At 73.1% G+C, this 16,453-nt stretch carries 12 protein-coding genes; 4 read left to right on the top strand and 8 right to left on the bottom strand.

Going from position 1 to position 16,453, the window contains the following annotated elements:
- Positions 1-25 precede the first annotated feature (25 nt).
- The 5 genes from ACZ6NC_RS02260 to ACZ6NC_RS02240 form a co-directional block, all read right to left on the bottom strand.
- Positions 26-1,165, bottom strand: coding sequence for a ferritin-like domain-containing protein (locus ACZ6NC_RS02260; RefSeq protein WP_465728034.1), 1,140 nt, complete (start codon positions 1,163-1,165; stop codon positions 26-28).
- A complete protein-coding gene (locus ACZ6NC_RS02255) occupies positions 1,162-2,223 on the bottom strand; it encodes a hypothetical protein (RefSeq protein ID WP_465728032.1) in 1,062 nt (353 codons plus the stop codon). The genes ACZ6NC_RS02260 and ACZ6NC_RS02255 overlap by 4 nt, the downstream gene beginning before the upstream one ends.
- Positions 2,220-4,391: a hypothetical protein gene (locus tag ACZ6NC_RS02250; protein WP_465728030.1), complete on the bottom strand. Its 2,172-nt coding sequence runs from the start codon at positions 4,389-4,391 to the stop codon at positions 2,220-2,222. Before ACZ6NC_RS02250 ends, ACZ6NC_RS02255 begins: the two co-directional genes overlap by 4 nt.
- A 49-nt stretch (positions 4,392-4,440) precedes the next feature.
- Positions 4,441-4,737, bottom strand: a complete 297-nt coding sequence (locus tag ACZ6NC_RS02245; RefSeq protein ID WP_465728028.1) for a hypothetical protein — start codon at positions 4,735-4,737, stop codon at positions 4,441-4,443.
- 277 nt (positions 4,738-5,014) lie between these two features.
- Positions 5,015-9,055 (bottom strand): nSTAND1 domain-containing NTPase, encoded by a 4,041-nt coding sequence (locus tag ACZ6NC_RS02240; RefSeq protein WP_465728026.1) that lies wholly within the window; start codon positions 9,053-9,055, stop codon positions 5,015-5,017.
- A 265-nt stretch (positions 9,056-9,320) separates the two neighbouring features.
- Here ACZ6NC_RS02240 and ACZ6NC_RS02235 point away from each other — a divergent pair, with 265 nt between their 5' ends.
- On the top strand, positions 9,321-10,211 hold the full coding sequence (locus ACZ6NC_RS02235) for a glycoside hydrolase family 25 protein (protein ID WP_465728024.1): 891 nt from the start codon (positions 9,321-9,323) through the stop codon (positions 10,209-10,211).
- Positions 10,212-10,273: 62 nt separating this feature from the next.
- Positions 10,274-10,921, top strand: a complete 648-nt coding sequence (locus ACZ6NC_RS02230; RefSeq protein ID WP_465728022.1) for a C40 family peptidase — start codon at positions 10,274-10,276, stop codon at positions 10,919-10,921.
- A 376-nt stretch (positions 10,922-11,297) separates the two neighbouring features.
- Here the strand turns inward: ACZ6NC_RS02230 and ACZ6NC_RS02225 are convergent, their stop codons facing one another.
- Positions 11,298-11,780 carry a carboxymuconolactone decarboxylase family protein gene (locus tag ACZ6NC_RS02225; RefSeq protein WP_465728020.1) on the bottom strand — a complete coding sequence of 161 codons (483 nt, stop codon included), beginning with the start codon at positions 11,778-11,780 and terminating at the stop codon, positions 11,298-11,300.
- Between the two features lie 181 nt (positions 11,781-11,961).
- Between ACZ6NC_RS02225 and ACZ6NC_RS02220 the strand changes: the two genes are divergently transcribed.
- The gene (locus tag ACZ6NC_RS02220) at positions 11,962-12,879 is read left to right on the top strand and encodes an RNA polymerase sigma-70 factor (protein WP_465728018.1); all 918 of its coding nucleotides are present in this window, start codon (positions 11,962-11,964) and stop codon (positions 12,877-12,879) included.
- Between the two features lie 113 nt (positions 12,880-12,992).
- Here ACZ6NC_RS02220 and ACZ6NC_RS02215 read toward each other — a convergent pair whose 3' ends face one another.
- Positions 12,993-14,069 carry a restriction endonuclease gene (locus ACZ6NC_RS02215; RefSeq protein WP_465728016.1) on the bottom strand — a complete coding sequence of 359 codons (1,077 nt, stop codon included), beginning with the start codon at positions 14,067-14,069 and terminating at the stop codon, positions 12,993-12,995.
- Between the two features lie 210 nt (positions 14,070-14,279).
- On the opposite strand from ACZ6NC_RS02215, the gene ACZ6NC_RS02210 reads away from it, so the two are divergent.
- Entirely contained in the window at positions 14,280-15,002 is a 723-nt protein-coding gene (locus ACZ6NC_RS02210) for a DUF6193 family natural product biosynthesis protein (protein WP_465728014.1), read from the top strand.
- A 118-nt stretch (positions 15,003-15,120) separates the two neighbouring features.
- Here ACZ6NC_RS02210 and ACZ6NC_RS02205 read toward each other — a convergent pair whose 3' ends face one another.
- Positions 15,121-16,329, bottom strand: a complete 1,209-nt coding sequence (locus ACZ6NC_RS02205; RefSeq protein ID WP_465728012.1) for a threonine synthase — start codon at positions 16,327-16,329, stop codon at positions 15,121-15,123.
- Positions 16,330-16,453 lie beyond the last annotated feature (124 nt).

Genomic DNA, 16,453 nt, shown 5'->3' with positions numbered 1-16,453 from the left:
ACGGCACGCCCGGCCCCGGGCGACGTCAGAAGCTCTCCGGCACGTTCACGGCCTCCTTCCGGTAGGGCGGGATCTCGAAGGTGGGCGCGGCGTGGAAGGCGATGCCGCGCTCCCGGTAGAGCTCGCAGGCGAGCACCCGGTCGGCGAGCGCCTCCAGCTGGTGCATCTGCCCGATCGCGGTGTCGACCTGCTGCGGGTGGCCGTTGAACCCGATCTGGAGGTTGTCGACGATCCTCGTGTACAGCCGGTTGAACTCGTCCGCGTGCTTCCTCGCCTCGGGGAAGTCCTTGTAGCTCGCCATCATGGGATCCCAGATGGTGTTCACGATGTCGTCGCCCTCCGGGACGGCGAGCTCCCCGGTCGGGCGGCACCGCACGTCGCCCGGCCGGTACGCCTTCTTCCTCCGCAGCTGGTCGAAGCAGTAGTAGTGGGAGAGCTGGCCGTTCTCGTCCCGCATCTGGTCGCCGCCGCCCTCCCCCTCGTCGATGATGTCGCGCAGCAGGGTGACGGCGTCTCCGCTGCCGGCCACGGTGATGTTGTCCTGGCCGCCGAAGTGGGTGTACTGGCGGCGGACGCGGCCGCCGTCGGGGAAGACGTAGGCCTCGCCCTCCCGCCTGACGAGCAGCTGGATGCCGTCGATGACCGCCTTGTAGAAGGCGCCGATGGTGCGGTACCCGAGCTCGATCGGGAGGATGTGCTCGGTGAGAAGGGTGTGCAGCTCGCTGCCCGGGGTGAGGGTGGTGAGCAGCGACAGGTCGATCTCGCCGTTGACCGTTCCCTCCTGGCACTGTTTGTCCAGCTCGTCCGGCTGCTCGACGAAGAGGCCCAGCTCCCAGTACGCCCGGCCGAACGGCACCAGCCTGACCAGCTTGTCCCGGTCCTGGTCCGGCAGCCTGCCGGGGTACTGGGGCACGGCCGTGCGGATGTCGGGGCTGCCGCCCACGGCGATCAGGGTGTTGCAGGCGATCGACAGGTGGCGCATCTCCGCGATGGCGATGCCCAGCAGGGTGTCGGCGACCACGTGGTACCGGCGGCGGTCCTTGATGGTCAGCCAGCCGGAGAGGTAGGCGGGGATGGTGCAGAACTCTAGCTCGATGGCCTTCTGCAGCTTCTGCCTCAGGACTTCGATGCTCTCGATCCTGGGCTCGGTGGTCGGCACGGTCATCCCGAGTTCCCGCCCTTCTTCAGCAGCTTGTCGATGTCGGTGAGCTGGGTGCCGGTGGGCAGCAGCGCGGTGAGGACGAAGTCCTGCGCGACGATCTCGTCCGGGTGGAAGAGCTCGTCGGTGAGGTTCAGGCCGATCTTGCCCAGGTACTGCGGCCAGAGCGGGCTGTCCTTGCCCATCCGGTACGTCAGCGGCCGGCCCGAGGAGTCCAGCACCGCCGCCCATGTCCCGGCCTTCTCCTCGACCGCCATGAAGTACCAGCCCAGGTACTCGAAGAAGCTCCCGCCCTGGTAGGGCCGGTCGGCCAGCAGCACCGGCAGCAGGGAGCGCGACCGGGTGCCGCCGCCCGGCTCCGGTGCGTCCAGCGTGATGGCGACGTCGAGTTCGGGCGTGTCCGGATTGGTGATCTTCAGGTCCGGCAGGTCCGCGGGCGAGCCGGCGGTGGGCCACTTGACCTTCGGCAGTGGTACCGCGTTGGGGAGCTGGACGTAGCCGACCAGCTGGTAGAGCTGCTTGCGCAGTACCGGGTTGTTCTTGCTCACCAGGTGGAAGAGCTCGTGCAGCAGCAGGGCCCGCAGGGGGTCGGTGCTCCGCCGGGGGTAGAGCGGGTCGCTGTCCGGCGAGGGCATCTGCAGGCTCTCCAGTTTGCCCGCCGGCAGCACGATGGTGTCCTGGCGCCTGGTGTAGGCCGCCCGCCCCTCCTCCTGGCCGGTGGTCTTCACCAGGTGGACGGTCGAGGGCAGCCTGACCGGCCAGCCGGCGAACCGTCCGGCGACCCAGGCGATGATCTGCTTGAGCGCCGCGATCTCGTCGGCCTCCCAGGCCGTCACCTGGGAGGCGCAGTAGTCCCGGTAGACGCGCTCGTCGACCTTGAGCACCGTCTCCTGGAGGCAGACCCGGGCCTGCCGGTCGAACCGGCTCTGGTTGCGGACGAAGGCGTCCTGCTCACCGATGATGGTCCGCCCGGTGGGAACGGAGGCGGCCACCACCGCCGTCTGGGCGATCTTGCCCACGTCGGTGTCCTGCCGGCCGGCGTTGCGCAGGTCCGCGTCGGTCATACCGGCTTCTCCAGCTTCTTCAGGTCGTCACCGTTGTTCACGGCGTGCACGATCGCCTGATAGATCCTCAGCACGTCCCGCTTGCCCGCCGAGAGCTCGCGCGAGACGGGCATGTAGACCGTCGTGTCGCGCAGCGACGGGTCCGAGAGGTCGACGATCTGGTCGATGTTCTTGTCCACCGAGGCCTTGTCGCCCAGGTCCAGGCCGCCCATGTAGCGCATCACCGGGTAGAGCACGTCGTGCAGGTAGAGCACCTTCTTGTAGACGTACTTCCAGGCGAACTCGGGGTCGCACCCGGAGGCCTTCCACGCGTCCCAGAACTTCTGCGGCAGCTCGTTGTCGAACGGCAGGACCCGGACGCAGGTGTAGAACGTCCACGGGGTCGACTCGTAGCTCGGCCCCCAGGCCTTCCCCTCCGGCATCGGGCACAGCCCGATCCGCGGCGGGATCGTGTCGGGCTGTTCCTTCGGAAAGAGGTCCTTGGGGAAGAAGGCGATGACCGCGCACCCCGGGTTGACCGTGCCGATCTCGAGTACGGCCTGGCCCGTGCCCTTGGGCACCAGGATGGTCTCGGACTTGAGCTCGACGTACCTCTTCTTCGTCTTGGTGGCCTCCGGCTCCTGCCAGTACGTACCGTCGGCGAGTGGCTGCTCGGGGGCCGGGACGTACTGATGGGCCCGGATCTCGACGTCCCGCTGCGGGATCGCGCCGCGTTCCCTGACGTGCACCGCGATCTGCGCGGTGCCGTCCTGCTCCACGAAGACGCTGCGCTGCTCGGTCTCGACGGTGATCGTCCGCTCCCGGAGCAGCACCATGCGGGCCGCGTTCGGCGGCCGGCAGGCCAGCTCCAGGGTGCCCTCGGCCAGCATCCGGTCGGTGACCGATGCCGGCACTTCGAGGTCGACGATGCCGGCCCGCGCCTCGAACGCCGCACGGTCGTACCGGTCGAGGGGGATCTTCGCGAGGGGCTGGGAGCCGGTGCCGGTGACGAGGTCGAGCTCCAGGGTGCCCAGGTCCTTCTTGCGGCCCGTGGAGTCCAGCCCCGGCACGGTGGTCGCCAGGTCGAGGATGATGCGGCACTTCTTCCCGCTGGTCCCGCCGTCCGGGTGCGTCTCCAGGACCGCCGGCCCCGGCCAGAGCCCGGTCGGCTTGCCCTGCCCGTCCGGCACGCTGGCCACGGGCACGAGAAAACGGCCCCCGGGGTTGTTGGTCACCGGGTCGGTGTCGTGCCAGAGACCGATCGTGCCGACCACGGAGGAGACCGCCGGGTTGGCCACCGGGGTCCGGCCCTTCGCCAGCTGCTCCTGCCACAGCTCGGCCAGCAGCCGGTACTGCGCGGAGGAACGCTGGTACTTGTCGCTGATCCCGCTGACGCAGTCGAAGGCGTCGAGCGTGAAGTAGCGCGTCAGGTAGGCCGTGCAGCGGACCATCAGGCCCAGCACGCCCTTCTCGTCGAGCCTGCTCTTCAGCTCGCTCAGGAGGGGGGAGTCACGCGGATCGAACTGGAGGGAGCCGGTCGGCATGCAGCCCTGGAGCACGGTCCCGCCGACCCCGGCGATCTGCAGCTTGCCGTCCGCGTTCATGTTGTACTGCAGGTTGAACAGCCGTGAGGCCAGGTAGGTGTCCGGCTGGATCGGGCCGGACAGGTAGTACTCCGGGGCCGGACGCGTACCGAGCTGGAAGCGCTTGAGGTAGAAGGCGCTGGACCAGAAGGAGTCCGGGTTGTTGTCGACGAAGCGGGCGGGGGTGTTGAACGTACCGCCGGGGAAGGTGTCCCCGACCACGTCGAAGGCCGCGCCGACCACGGGGTCGTCGGTGATGAGGTGGCCGCCGTGCCGCAGCTGCCCGCCGGTGACGGCGGTGTGCTCGGTGTCGCTGTGCAGGAACCACTCCATACCGCCGAAGTAGTTCCACTCCGCCGGCGGCTGCCACCACCCCTTCGTCGGGTCCTTCTCGTTGGGGTCGGGGTACCATTTCGGCTCCAGCGCCCATTTCGGGAACTCCTGGCGCACGTTGTCCTCGGTGATCCCGACCGTATTGAGGTATTTCCAATAGAGCTCGGCGTCCGGGAAGTTGTAGATCGACCACTGGTCGTTGTTGTTCGCGGTGGCCGGGTTCCAGGAGACCTTGCCCCGGAAATGGACGCGGGGGACGGAAAGCACGCTCACGGGTTCCTCCAGGTGGCGCGGCGGTTTTCGGCGCGGGCCTCGGCGGGGGTCAGGGGTTGGGCCCGGTCCTGTCGAGCCAGCCGCACGCCACGCGCAGCGCTCCGACCCTGCGGCCCTCGCTGATCAGGACCAGCTCGACCCTCGTCGGGTCGCCCTCCATCGACGCGTAGAGGTTCTCCCACTCGCCGCGGGTGAGCTGGAGTTGGCGCATGGTCCACTCCTCCGCCGCCGGCGCGGGCGGCGCCGCGACGGCGCCACCGGCATCGGCCCCGGCCTCGTCGAGTTCGGCCTCGGACAGCTCCACGGCGAGCTGGGAACGGACGATGGATTCCAGGTCTCCGACCACTGACTTCCCTGACTCTCATGCCACCGTGGGACGGGTGGCGGCCTCGCCTTGCAGGAGAGGTATATCAGCGATCCTCATCCGAACAATGCGGACGGAGATTCGTGTTCAAACTCCCCATCCCAGTGGGCTATCCGGGCTATTTCCATACGAATATGCCCCGGCCCGCCGCCGTTCCCTCCTCGGCCGTACGGCCCGGCGAGCTGCGGGGTTCGCGTGGCGGGGCGGGTCAGCGGTCGGACGGCGCCCTCCCGCGCCGTACGGCTCCGGGGGCACGCCGTCAGGGGCAGCCGGGGCGGTAGGGGGCGCCGGGGGCCAGGCGGAGCCAGTCGTGCCTGGGGACGGGTGGGCGCAGGACCACGCAGACCTCGCGGGCGACCGTGGCCGGGTCGAGGCTCCAGAGCGGCGCCGAGCCGTTCTCTCCCGCGGCCAGGACGCGGCCGTCGGGTAGGAACGCGAGCCCGTTGAGCGGTTGCCCCGGCCCGGTGAGGGTGGCGGTCGGAGCCGCGGCGGTGAGCCCCCACCGGCGCAGCACGCCCTGACGGCCGACGTCCGCGACGGTACCGCCGTCCGGCGCGAACGCGAGGGCCCGGACGGTATCGGAGCCCACGGTGCGGGCGTCGCCGTCGGGATCGGCGGCCGCGCGGGCGCCGCCGTCCGGTTGCCTGCCGGTGCGGGCGTCCCAGACCAGGACGACGCGGTCGTTCCCGGCCGTGGCCAGGCGTCGGCCGTCCGGGCTTACGGCCAGGTGGCGGATGTGGTCCTGGTGTTTCATGGTGCTCGCCCGGGCGTCCGCGGACGGGTCGGCGACCGTGAGCAGCCAGACCGCCTGCGACTCGCACACGAAGGCCAGTTCGGCGCCGTCGCCGAGGAACGCCAGCGCGTGCACCGGGCCGCCGGCGGCGTGCGGGCGGGCCCGTAGCGGTGAGCCGTCCGGGGCGCCGGTGAGCAGCCGCCCGTTCTCCGTCCCCACCGCCAGCACCGTGCCGTCGGGGCTGAGCGCCACCGCCGTCGGCTCCGCGCCCACATCGGTGACGGCCGACTGCGCGCCGTCCCGGGCGCGGACCACCCGGACGGCGCCACCCGCGAACGCCGCTGCCAGCGTGCGGCCGCCCCGGTCGAAGGCCAGCCCGGTGACGGCCCGTCCGTTGGCCGCGGAGACCGCCACCGCGCGCGGCGCGGCGCCTCCGACGTCCCAGAGCGCGATCCGGCCGTCGGCCGTGCCCACCGCCGCCCGGTCGCCGGCCGCCGCGACCGCCGTCACCCGGGGGCGGTCCGGGCCGGGGGCGAGGTCGGTGCCACGGCGCAGGTCCCAGATCAGGATGCTGCCGGGCGGGGAGCTGATGCCGGCCGAGGAGACGACCGTCCGGTTGTCCCCGCCGACCGCGACGCCGAGGACGAAGGTCGGATGGCCGCGCAGCTCCGCCGTGACCCGGCCGGTGGGGAGGTCCCAGACCCGGGTGCACTGGTCGGCGCCCGCCGAGAGCAGGGTGGACCCGTCCGGGGTGAGGGCCAGGGCGTTGACCGAGCCGAGGTGGGCGGGCGTCAGGTCGGTGACGGACCAGTCGGGGCCGGCGGACGGGGTTGCGGAGGAGTCGGTGGAGGGGTTCGCAGGCAGGTGGTCGCCCGGCCCGGACACCTGGGAGGTGGACGCGGTGACGGGCGGGTCGGTGGCGGGCGACGCGGGACCGGCGGAGAGCGCGGGACCGGCGGACGGCGGGCTCCAGAGCCGGATGCCGCCGTACTCGCTGCCGACCGCCAGCAGCCGGCCATCCGCCGCGAAGGCCAACGACCGCGGTTCGGTGGCCCGCCCGGTGAACACCGCCGGTGCCTCCTGGCCCTCCCCGACCGGTGGCGCGTCGAGGTCCCGTACCAGGACCGCGCCCTCCGTCGACGCCGAGGCCAGCAGGTGGCCTGGGCCGAAGCCCAGCCCCTGGACGACTCCCGTGTGGCCGGTCAGCGTCCGCACCGGAGGAGCCGCGCCGGCGTCCGTGCGCCAGACCCAGACCCGGCCCGGCAGGTCGCCGTCGCTGCTGCCCGCGGCCAGCAGCGCGCCGTCCCGGCTGAACGCGAGCCGCTTGGCCACCGAGGACCTCCCGGTGGTGCTCGGCGGCATCACCGGCGACGGCAGCTCCTGCCGGTCGGCGACCCGCCAGAGCACGATGCGCCTGCTCGGCTCCCGGGTGATCGCGGCGGCGAGCAGCGAGCCGTCGGGGCTGAACTCCACGTCCTGCACCGGCTTGCCCAGGGTGTGGTCCTGCAGCTCGGCCACCAGGGCCGTGGTGCGCGTGTCCCAGAGCGCCACCTGCCCCTGGGAGTCGCCGGTGGCCACCAACCGTCCGTCAGGGCTGAGGGCGAGCGCGTTGACGCCCCAGGCGAAACCCGGGATCCGCCCCGTCAGGTACTGCGACTGGGTGCTCAGCACCGCGTCGTCGGCCGGCTGCTTCAGGCCCGTCGCACCGGACTGCGCGGCCCGGCGGGCCTCGACCGACGCCAGCATCGCCGCGTACGGGTCCTGGGCCGCGGTGCGCTGCGCCTCGGAGAGCAGTGCACGGGCGAGGTTGGTCCGGTTGGCCGTGGTCGCGCGGTCCCGCTGCTGCCAGGCGGACCCGGCCGCCAGGAGTGCCGACACCAGCAGCAGGGCCAGCCCTGTCACCAACTGGCGCAGCGTCCGCACCCGGCGCCGCTCGGCCGCCCGCTCGTGCTCCGCCCGGGCCGTCGCGGCCGCCAGGAACTCCCGTTCCACGCGGGTGAGCAGCTCCTCGCCGGCGGGCTCCGCCGCCCACTCCCGGGCCAGCTCCAGCCGGCTCCCCCGGTAGAGCAGCGCCGCCTCGCGGCCCGCCGCGGCCCAGTGCTCCGCGTCCTGGGTGAGCTGCTGGTGCAGGCGCAGGCCGGCCCGGCCCTCCTCCACCCAGCCGCGCAGGCGCGGCCAGGCGCGCAGCAGCGCCTCGTGGGAGAGCGTCACGCCGCTCGCGTCGACGGTGAGCAGCCGGTCGGCCGCGAAGGAGGCCAGCACGTGGCTCAGCACGCGATCGTCCGGTGAGTGCGTGGCCGGTGGCTGGTGGGCCAGTGGGTGCGTGGCCGGTGACTGGTGCGCCGGAGGGTGCTGGGCCGGAGGGTGCTGGGCCGGCACGCAGGCGTCGGACATGGCGCCGGCCAGGGCCGCGCGCTCCACCCGGCGGCGCGAGGTCCGGCCGTCCGGCCCGAGGTGGACCAGGCGGAGCAGCACCCGGCGGGCGGTGGCCCGTGCCTCGTCGTCGTCCAGCCGTGCCCAGGCGCGCTCGGCCGTCGCGGCGACCGACCCGTGCAGCCCGCCGATGGCGCGGTAGCCGGCCAGTGTCAGCGAGCGGCCGGAGCGCTGCTGCCAGACCGCGCGCAGGGTGTGGGCGAGCAGCGGCAGCGCGCCCGGGTCGTAGGCGCCGGAGGTGCCGGCCCCCTCCAGCCCGAGGTCGGTCGACATCAGCTCCAGCAGACCGGGTTCGAGCTCCAGTCGGGCGGTGCGGGCCGGGCCGGTGATCGCCTCGGCCACCTCGGCGGCGCTCATCGGACCGAGCGCCAACTGGCCGCGCCGGACGGCCTGCAGCAGGCCGTCGTGCGCCAGGCAGTGCCCGTAGAGGTCCGCCCGGACACCCAGGACCACCAGCCGGCCGCCCCCGGGGCCGGCCTCCCGGCAGAGCGCGTCCAGGAACGCCCGCCGCTCCTCGGGGTCGGCGCAGAGGGTGAACAGCTCCTCGGCCTGGTCGACGATCCACACCGCGTCCGGGCCGTCGGCCAGGCTCGCGAGGCGGTCGAGCGGGCGGCCGGTCGGGGTGACGACGGCCGCCGAGGCGGGGCCGAGGCCGGCCAGGCCGCCGCGCCGCAGGGCCGGCACCAGGCCGGCCCGCAACAGTGAGGACTTGCCGGCGCCGGACGGTCCGACGACCAGCGCGGGCCCGCCGCGGTCCGCCATCCGCTCGGCGAGCAGACCGAGCAGGGCGGCGCGGGCCCGGTCGCGGCCGTGGAACCAGCGTTCGTCCTCCGCTCTGAAGGAGGCGAGCCCCGGGTACGGGCACTGGCCGCGCGTCGCCAGCTCGACCAGCGAGCCGCCGGCCCGCAGGGCGCGGTCGCAGGCACGGGCGAAATCGGCGGTCGCCGGCTTGTCGCCGTTCTCCACCTTGCTGATGTGGCTCTTGTCGTAGTGCACACGGCCGGCGAGCTCCGCCTGCGAGAGGCCCGCCTCGCGGCGCAGCGCGCGCAGTACCGCCCCGAATCCCGCCCCGTCCGGCTCCGGCGTCCGCTCCGGCGTCGGGTCCGGGCCGGTCACGTCGCTCTCCGTGCTCACCGTCAGCCCCCGCTCCGTTCGGTCCCGATCGGTCAACGAGCCGGTGCGGGCCTGGTCACGCGGTGTCGGGCAATCCCCTCGGAGGAGTGATTCCGGCAGGTCAGAGGGGTTGTCGAGATGTCCTGCCCGGCCGACAACAGGCAACAGGTGCGAGCATCGCCGTTTCCGGGCCAAGCTCTCAACGGGCAGCGGACCACCGGCCGACAGACCGTCGGCTCCGGACGATCCGTCACCACCCGTGAACCGCAGCAGAGGAGAACCCGACGTGAAGCTCCGATCCCGCCCGACCTCCCGCGCCGCACTCCGCCCGACGTCGGCGGCTCGTACGGCGACCGGCAAGGCGTCCGGCACCGCGTCCGCCGGCACGGCGTCTGCCGGCGCGTCCGGCGGCACGTTCCGGCACGCGATCGGGGTGACCGCCGTCGCCGCCGCCGTGGTGGCCGCCGTGGGCACGGCGGCCCTGGTGCCGGCACCGCCCGCCGGGGCCGCCGGCACCGGCCCGGACGCCTACGCCGTGCGCGGCATCGACAGCTACCACGGCGACCACGGACCGAAGGAGGACCAGGCCTTCGACTGGCCGGCCATCGCCCGCGGCGGCCAGTCCTTCGTGATGCTCAAGGCCACCCAGGGCACCGGCTTCACCGACGGCTGGTTCGCCCGGGACCTCGCCGGCGCGCGTTCGGTGGACCTCATCCGCACCGGCTACCACTACTTCACGGCCGACCAGGACGGCTCCGCCCAGGCCGACCACTTCCTCGACGTGCTGCACCACGAGGGGTTCACCGGCACCAAGCCGGGCGAGCTCCCGCCGGTCCTGGACCTCGAACAGTGCGAGAAGGCGGGGCACCGGCTCCAGCTCGGCCAGGTGAAGGCCTTCCTCCAGCAGGTCCGGAAGGTCACCGGCGCCACCCCGATCGTCTACACCCGCAAGGGCTTCGTGGACGACTGCCTCGGCGGGACGAAGGAGCTGGGCGGCTACCCGGTCTGGCTCGCCCGCTACGGCGACACCCCGCCCCAGCCCCTGCCCGGCGCCACCGGCTGGGACTTCTGGCAGTACACCGACCACGCGTCGGTGCCCGGCACCCCCGCCAAGGTCGACGCCAGCGTCTTCCACGCCGACCGGGCCGCCCTGCGCCGCCTCGCCCACCTGGGCTGAGACGGCCCACGACTCCCCTCTCCCCCTTTTCCCTCACCACCTGCCACAGGAGGCACCACCCCATGAAGAGCATCCGCCGCTCGACCGTCACCGCCCTCGCCACCGCCGTCCTCGGCTCGCTCGTCCTCACCGGGCCCGCCGCCGCGCTGCCGACCGGCTCCGCGGCGGCCGCCGTGGTCACCGACACGGCCGACGACGCGGCCGCCGTGGCCGATGCCGAGGCGGTCGGCGGCGAGGCCACCGACGCCGGGTCGGACGCCGACCTGCGGGCCTCGGCGCCGAAGATCACCCGCGCCGAGGAGATCCGGCGGGCCAAGATCTGGCTCACCGACAACGCGGGCAAGCCCGTGCCCTACAGCCAGAAGAAGAGCTGGAAGGACGGCTACCGCCAGGACTGCTCCGGCTACGCCTCGATGGCCCTCAGGCTCCCCAAGTCGGGCCCGAACACGGTGTCCTTGAAGAACGACGGCTGGACCAAGGCCATCGCGATGTCCGAGCTCCGCCAGGGCGACCTCGTCATCAAGGCCAACAGCAACGACCCCAACCACCGGCACGTCGTCATCTTCGACGGCTGGGTGGACGGCAAGCACAACTCCTACCGCTCCTACGAGCAGGCCGGCAAGGTGGGCACCCGCCACACCACGCACAGCTACGGCCTGAAGTCCGGCGACGGCTACCACGCCTACCGCCCGGTCAACCTGGCCGACTGACGCCCCTTCGCCTCGCACCCCCGCGGTCGCCGGTTCCCCGGCCCCGCGGGGGTGCGGGCGTGGTGGGCGGCTTCGCCCGCTCCGGCCGGCCAACCCGCCCCGGCGCCGGTCGCGCTGAGCTCGGCCGCACTGGTCCAGGGGCCGCGGTCAGAACGGCCCATGCGCCCGCTGCGGTCGTTTCCCGCCGAAGCGGCCGACCCCGCCGGACTGCCGATGGGGTGGTACAGGGGCCCCGTCCGCCCCGCCGAGCGGTTCGGCGGCAACCGTCGGCACCGGCGGCCGGGTCGGCAACGGTGTCGGGGACCGCCGTGGCCCCGCCTTCTCGGGGCCCGGCCTGGGTCGACCATCCCGGGCCGGGCCGGCGTTGGTCCGCTGCTCAGTCGAGCGCGGCGAACATGCCGGGCTCGTAGGAGCCGCCCTGGTTGTGCAGGATCACGCTCATCCGGTTGGCCGCGTTGATCATGGCGACTAGGCAGACCAGCGCACCGACCTGGTCGTCGTCGAAGTGCTTGCGCACCTCGGCCCAGGTCACGTCGGACACGCCCCTGCCGGTGTCCGCGAGCCGGGTGCCCTCCTCCGTGAGCGCCAGCGCGGCGCGCTCGGCATCGCTGAACACGGTGGTGTGGCGCCATGCGGCAACCAGGTTGAGCCGGAGCGGCGTCTCCCCGGCGGCCCCGGCCTCCTTGGTGTGGATGTCGACGCAGAAACCGCAGCCGTTGATCTGGCTGGCGCGCAGCTCGACCAGTTCCTGCATGCTCTTCGGCAGTGTCGACTCCCGGAGGGCCGACGAGGTGGCGTAGAACCGCTTGGCGACCTTCGCGGCGGTCGGGCTGTCGAACAGGTTGAATCGGGATTCCATCGATCCGTCCTCACGTATGGCCTTGTGTGCAACTGCACCGGACGGACACAAGATGCCGACGGGCCGGTCCGCGTGACGGCATGCCGATGTGACGTGCGCCACCGCTCTCGGTTGTCACAGGACGGTGGGGACCGGCGTCTCGTGGGTGACACATACGGGAGCCGACGGGCAGGAGCCGGCGATGAGCGAGCGAACCACCGACACGATCGAGCCGGCCCCTCCGGGCCCGCACGCGGACTCCGCCACCGAGGCGTTCATCGCCCACCGCAACCTGCTGTTCACCGTCGCCTACGAGCTGCTGGGCTCGGCCGCCGACGCGGAGGACGTCCTGCAGGAGACCTGGTTGCGGTGGGTGGGCGTCGACCTCGACACCGTGCGGGACCAGCGCGCCTACCTGGTCCGGATCAGCACCCGCCAGGCGCTGGGCCGCCTGCGGACGCACGCGCGCCGCAGGGAGTCCTACGTCGGCCCCTGGCTGCCCGAACCCCTGTTGACCGTGCCCGACGTGGCCGAGGACGTCGAACTCGCCGACAGCGTCTCGATGGCGATGCTGCTGGTGCTGGAGACGCTCACCCCGACCGAGCGGGCGGTGTTCGTGCTCCGCGAGGTGTTCGGTCTGGAGTACGTCGAGATCGCCGAGGCCGTGGACAAGGGCCCGGCGGCGGTCCGTCAGATCGCCCACCGGGCCCGCACGCACGTCGCTGCGCGCCGGCCACGCGGGACCGCGTCCGCAACCGAGGTCCGCCGCGCCCTCGACGCGTTCCGGCACGCGGTCGAAACGGGCGATCTGCAAGGCCTGTTCGACCTGCTCGCGCCGGGCGTCGTCCTTCTGACCGACGGCGGCGGCGTCGTGCAGGCCGCGCTGACGCCGGTCGTCGGGGTCGAGCAGGTGGCCCACGTGGTGGGCCGGATCGCCGCCGCGGCGTCGCTGCGGCCCGCCCAGGTCAACGGCCACCCGGGGCTGGTCCTGCACCTCGACGGCCGGATCGACACCGTCATCGCGCTGCGCATCGACGAGGGTCGCATCACCGGGCTCTACGCCGTGCGCAACCCCGAGAAGCTGTCGCGCATGGACCGGGACACCGCCCTGCACCGCTGAGCCGTACCGAACCGACACGGCCTCCCGACCGACTTCCGTCGGGCACTGCCGCAGCGCCGGACCGTCTCGACGAGCGGCCCGCCCAGCACGGCGGGCCACTGCTTCGCCAGGGCCTACGCCTCCTCGACCTCCAGGCCGTAGGCGACGACGGCCTGGCGCAGTCCGCCCGGGTACCCGGCGAGGGCAGGGGTGAAGTCCCAGTTCCCGGCGGTGTCGCGATCGAACCGGCCCAGACGCATCGCGGTGTTGGCCCCCGCGCCGTCGGCCAGGTGCACCACGGCCGGGTCCTGGCCCGCGCCGGCTTCGAGGATCAGCGCCGGATCGGCGAACCCGGCCATCGTCGCCGCGGGGTGGTTCTCGGTGTCGGCCGCGGCGACGATCACGAGCCGGTCGGCGTCGGCGGGCAGGGCGTCGAAGTCGACCATGAGGCAGGCGTTGGCATCGCCGTAGCCGGTGACCACTCGCACCGAACCATCGGGCGTGGAAGCGTTGTTGTAGAACACCAGGTGCTCATCCGACAACGCGCGGTTCCCCTGGCACACCAGCGCGGCGATGTCGTACTCCTCCTCACCGGTCCAGTGGAGGAGAAGCCGGGCGGGCTCGGCCGCGACATCGATCCCGGGCAGGTCGCCCCCGGCGTCGACACCGCCGGCGGCACCGTGCTGGGCGGCCGCGAACACCTCGTGAAATCCGTGGTGCTTGAGCAGGCCGACCAGCTCGGCGCCGTTGATCAGGGTGATCGGCTTGCCCGCGACGAACTGGTGCGAACTCGGACCGAACCTGCTGGTCGTGACGAGCACGGCCTTCGTCGCCGCCTGATCGTGCTGCAGCGTGCCGTACAAGTCCCGTACGGCCGAGGGCGTCACCGTGTCCCGGTACCGCTTCACCTGCACGATCACGTTTCCGCCGCGGAAGGGGTCGGTGTCGATCCCGCGCACGTCCACCCCGCCGTCCCGCGACCGGGCCGTCAGCTCGACCTTCATGCCCATCGCCTCCATCAACCGGGCGATGAGCTGCTCGAACTCCACCGGGTCCATCGCCAGCAGGAGCTGGAGCTCACGGACCCGCTTCGCCATCCGGCCGCGATTCGCCGTGGTGTCATCGCGGAGGTGGCGGAACAGCAAGCGCTGCGCGCGACGCTCGTCGGTGTCAGGGCTGCTGAGACGGTGAAGCTTGCGGCTCCGGGACATAGGGTGCTCCCTTGGACGTGACTGGTCGACGGCAGGCGTCACGGTAGGGGACATGCCGACGCCGCGTCAGCCGCGTGTCACAAATGAGACTTTCGGGAGGGATCGCATGCCGAGGAACCTCCGGGCCCGGCGCCCGGCGGTTGCACCGGAGCAGGGGTGCTGTCGGCGGATCACCCGCGCGGTCGGCCCGGCACCGGGCAGACTGATCACATGACCTCGTCCTCGCCGGGCATCACCCCGGACACCCCCCGTTGCCCGGAGCGCGCCGCCGCCGAAAGCCTCACGGCCTTCCTCTGCCGCACGGCCGGGGAACTCGGGATCAGCCTGCCCGTGCCGCAGAGGGAGAGGTACGACTTCACCGCCGAGTTCGACAGCGCCGACGACCGCCGGACCATCGTCAGTTCCTACGACGACATACCCGGCTACCTGGTGCGCTGCCGGGGCCTCGGAGCCTGGCTTGCCGCCGGACGGACCGCCGACCCGGCCACCGCCGTCCGGGCCGCGGCCGCGTGGACGAGCGGCGCAGGCCTCCAGGAGACCAGGCGAGCGGCCCCGTTCATCGAGTTCAGAGACTGGGCCCTCGCCCACGAACGCGAACCGCTCGACCCCGTCGAGCTGGCCTGGCGGCACCAGATCGATCGCCACTTCCTTCCCCCCTGGGACCGCTTCCCCCGCAGTCTCGCGCTCACGGAGGCGGCCCACGCCCAGCCGGCGCTGCGCCGGCTGACCCCGGTCACCAGCCACTTCATGCTCTGGTTCGCGACCACCGTCGAGCACCCCTACGAGCGGGTCGGGTACTCGGTCGACCCCCACCACGACGGCCAGTACGCCGTCCACGACCGGGGCGATGTCGTCGCGCTCACCGACACCCCCGAGGAGGCCGTCGCCATCGTCGTCGCCCACCTCCCCCGGCACCTCGGCCCCGACGACTGAACGGCGGAACACCGGGCACGGCAGCTCCCCCGGGAGGACGGCCCACCCCGGCGGCCCGCGCCGGCACGGCCTCTCCCCCGGGCCACTGCCGCCCGGCGATTTCCCGGGCGGTGGCCGTTCAGCCCTTGAGGCCCGCGGCATGCAGGCGGCTGCGGACGGCGTCCCAGGCCGGGTCCGCGGGGGCCGGAGGGTTGAGGCCGACGCCGCGGTCCTTGAAGCCGCTGGAGGTGGCGACGCAGACCACCGGGCCGTCGATCGGCTCGTCCAGAGCCCGCAGGCCCGCCAGCCCGGCCGCGGCCGACAGCTCCACCCACAGGCCCTGGGCGGCGAGTTCGGCCTGGGCGGCACGCAGCCGGCGGTCGTCGGCCAGCAGCGGCCGGCCGCCGCTGCCGCGCAGGGCCAGGACACCGCGGTAGCCGTTGACCGGGCAGTCGATGCCGTACGCATCGGTTGCCCCGACCTCCACCCGGGCGACGGGCAGCCGCTCGCGGACGGCGGCGGCGAGCGGCCCGCCGGTGGCCGGCTCGCAGCTGAACAGCCGCGGGACGCCGCCGGTGAGGCCGAGACGGTGCAGTTCGGCGAAGCCCTTGCCGATCCCGAAGAGCAGTTCGCCGTAGCCGGTCGGGACGAACACCGCGGCGGGCACGCCGAGGTCGGCGGCGATCTCGTACGCGACGGTCTTGTAGCCCTCCGGGCCGAAGGAGCTGCCGGTGTGGAAGGGGGTGAGGTTGCTGACCGGGAAGAGCCCGAACTCCGCCGCGATGCGCTCGGTCAGCGGCCACCGCGCCTCGGCGGGAACGGGCAGGACCACGGCACCGTAGGCGTCCAGGAAGGAGGCGGCGGCGGGCGGCGCGCCGGGGGAGGTGAGCACGACGCAGCGCAGGCCGGCGCGGGCCGCATAGGCTGCGGCGGAGGCGCCGTGGTTGCCGGAGGAGGCCACCACCACGCCGGGGGCGCCGGCGGCGAGCGCGGCGCTGACGGTGCAGCGGTTGAGCCGGTCCTTGTGGCTCCAGGTGGGGTTGCGCGACTCGTCCTTGACGTACACGCCGCCGCCGAGGCCGACCAGCGGCGTGCCGCCCTCGCCTAGCCCGGGCGCGGCCAGCGGCGGCAGCAGCGCCGCCCAGCGGTCGAGCCCTGGGCCGGTGGGCCGCGCGGTGAGGAAGTCGGCCGGCACGCGCGCGTAGTCGTAGTCCACCTCGACCGGGTAGGAGACGGTCTCGGTGCTGGTGCGCGGACAGCCGTGGGTCAGCGGGGGGAACAGCGGATAGCGGATCTGCGGGTCGCCGAGGGAGCGTTGGCCCGAGGCCAGGGACGGTGCCGTCGTCATGCCCGGAATCCTACGAGGCGGCCCGGGACCGCGAGGTGGGTCGTCGTGGGGGGGGGGGGGGGGGGGGGGGGGGGGAGAGAGCGGGCAAGAAATGGGCATGGGAGGCGAGGTGACGAGCAGCATG

Source organism: Kitasatospora sp. NPDC041988, from assembly GCF_055588525.1.
This window is presented reverse-complemented; position numbering and strand designations above follow the sequence as displayed.

Bases quoted from the DNA above. Each gene is read 5' to 3' on its own strand.
- ACZ6NC_RS02205 (WP_465728012.1), bottom strand. From the start codon at position 16,329: ATGACGACGGCACCGTCCCTGGCCTCGGGCCAACGCTCCCTCGGCGAC.
- ACZ6NC_RS02210 (WP_465728014.1), top strand. From the start codon at position 14,280: ATGACCTCGTCCTCGCCGGGCATCACCCCGGACACCCCCCGTTGCCCG.
- ACZ6NC_RS02215 (WP_465728016.1), bottom strand. From the start codon at position 14,069: ATGTCCCGGAGCCGCAAGCTTCACCGTCTCAGCAGCCCTGACACCGAC.
- ACZ6NC_RS02225 (WP_465728020.1), bottom strand. From the start codon at position 11,780: ATGGAATCCCGATTCAACCTGTTCGACAGCCCGACCGCCGCGAAGGTC.
- ACZ6NC_RS02220 (WP_465728018.1), top strand. From the start codon at position 11,962: ATGAGCGAGCGAACCACCGACACGATCGAGCCGGCCCCTCCGGGCCCG.
- ACZ6NC_RS02230 (WP_465728022.1), top strand. From the start codon at position 10,274: ATGAAGAGCATCCGCCGCTCGACCGTCACCGCCCTCGCCACCGCCGTC.
- ACZ6NC_RS02255 (WP_465728032.1), bottom strand. From the start codon at position 2,223: ATGACCGACGCGGACCTGCGCAACGCCGGCCGGCAGGACACCGACGTG.
- ACZ6NC_RS02260 (WP_465728034.1), bottom strand. From the start codon at position 1,165: ATGACCGTGCCGACCACCGAGCCCAGGATCGAGAGCATCGAAGTCCTG.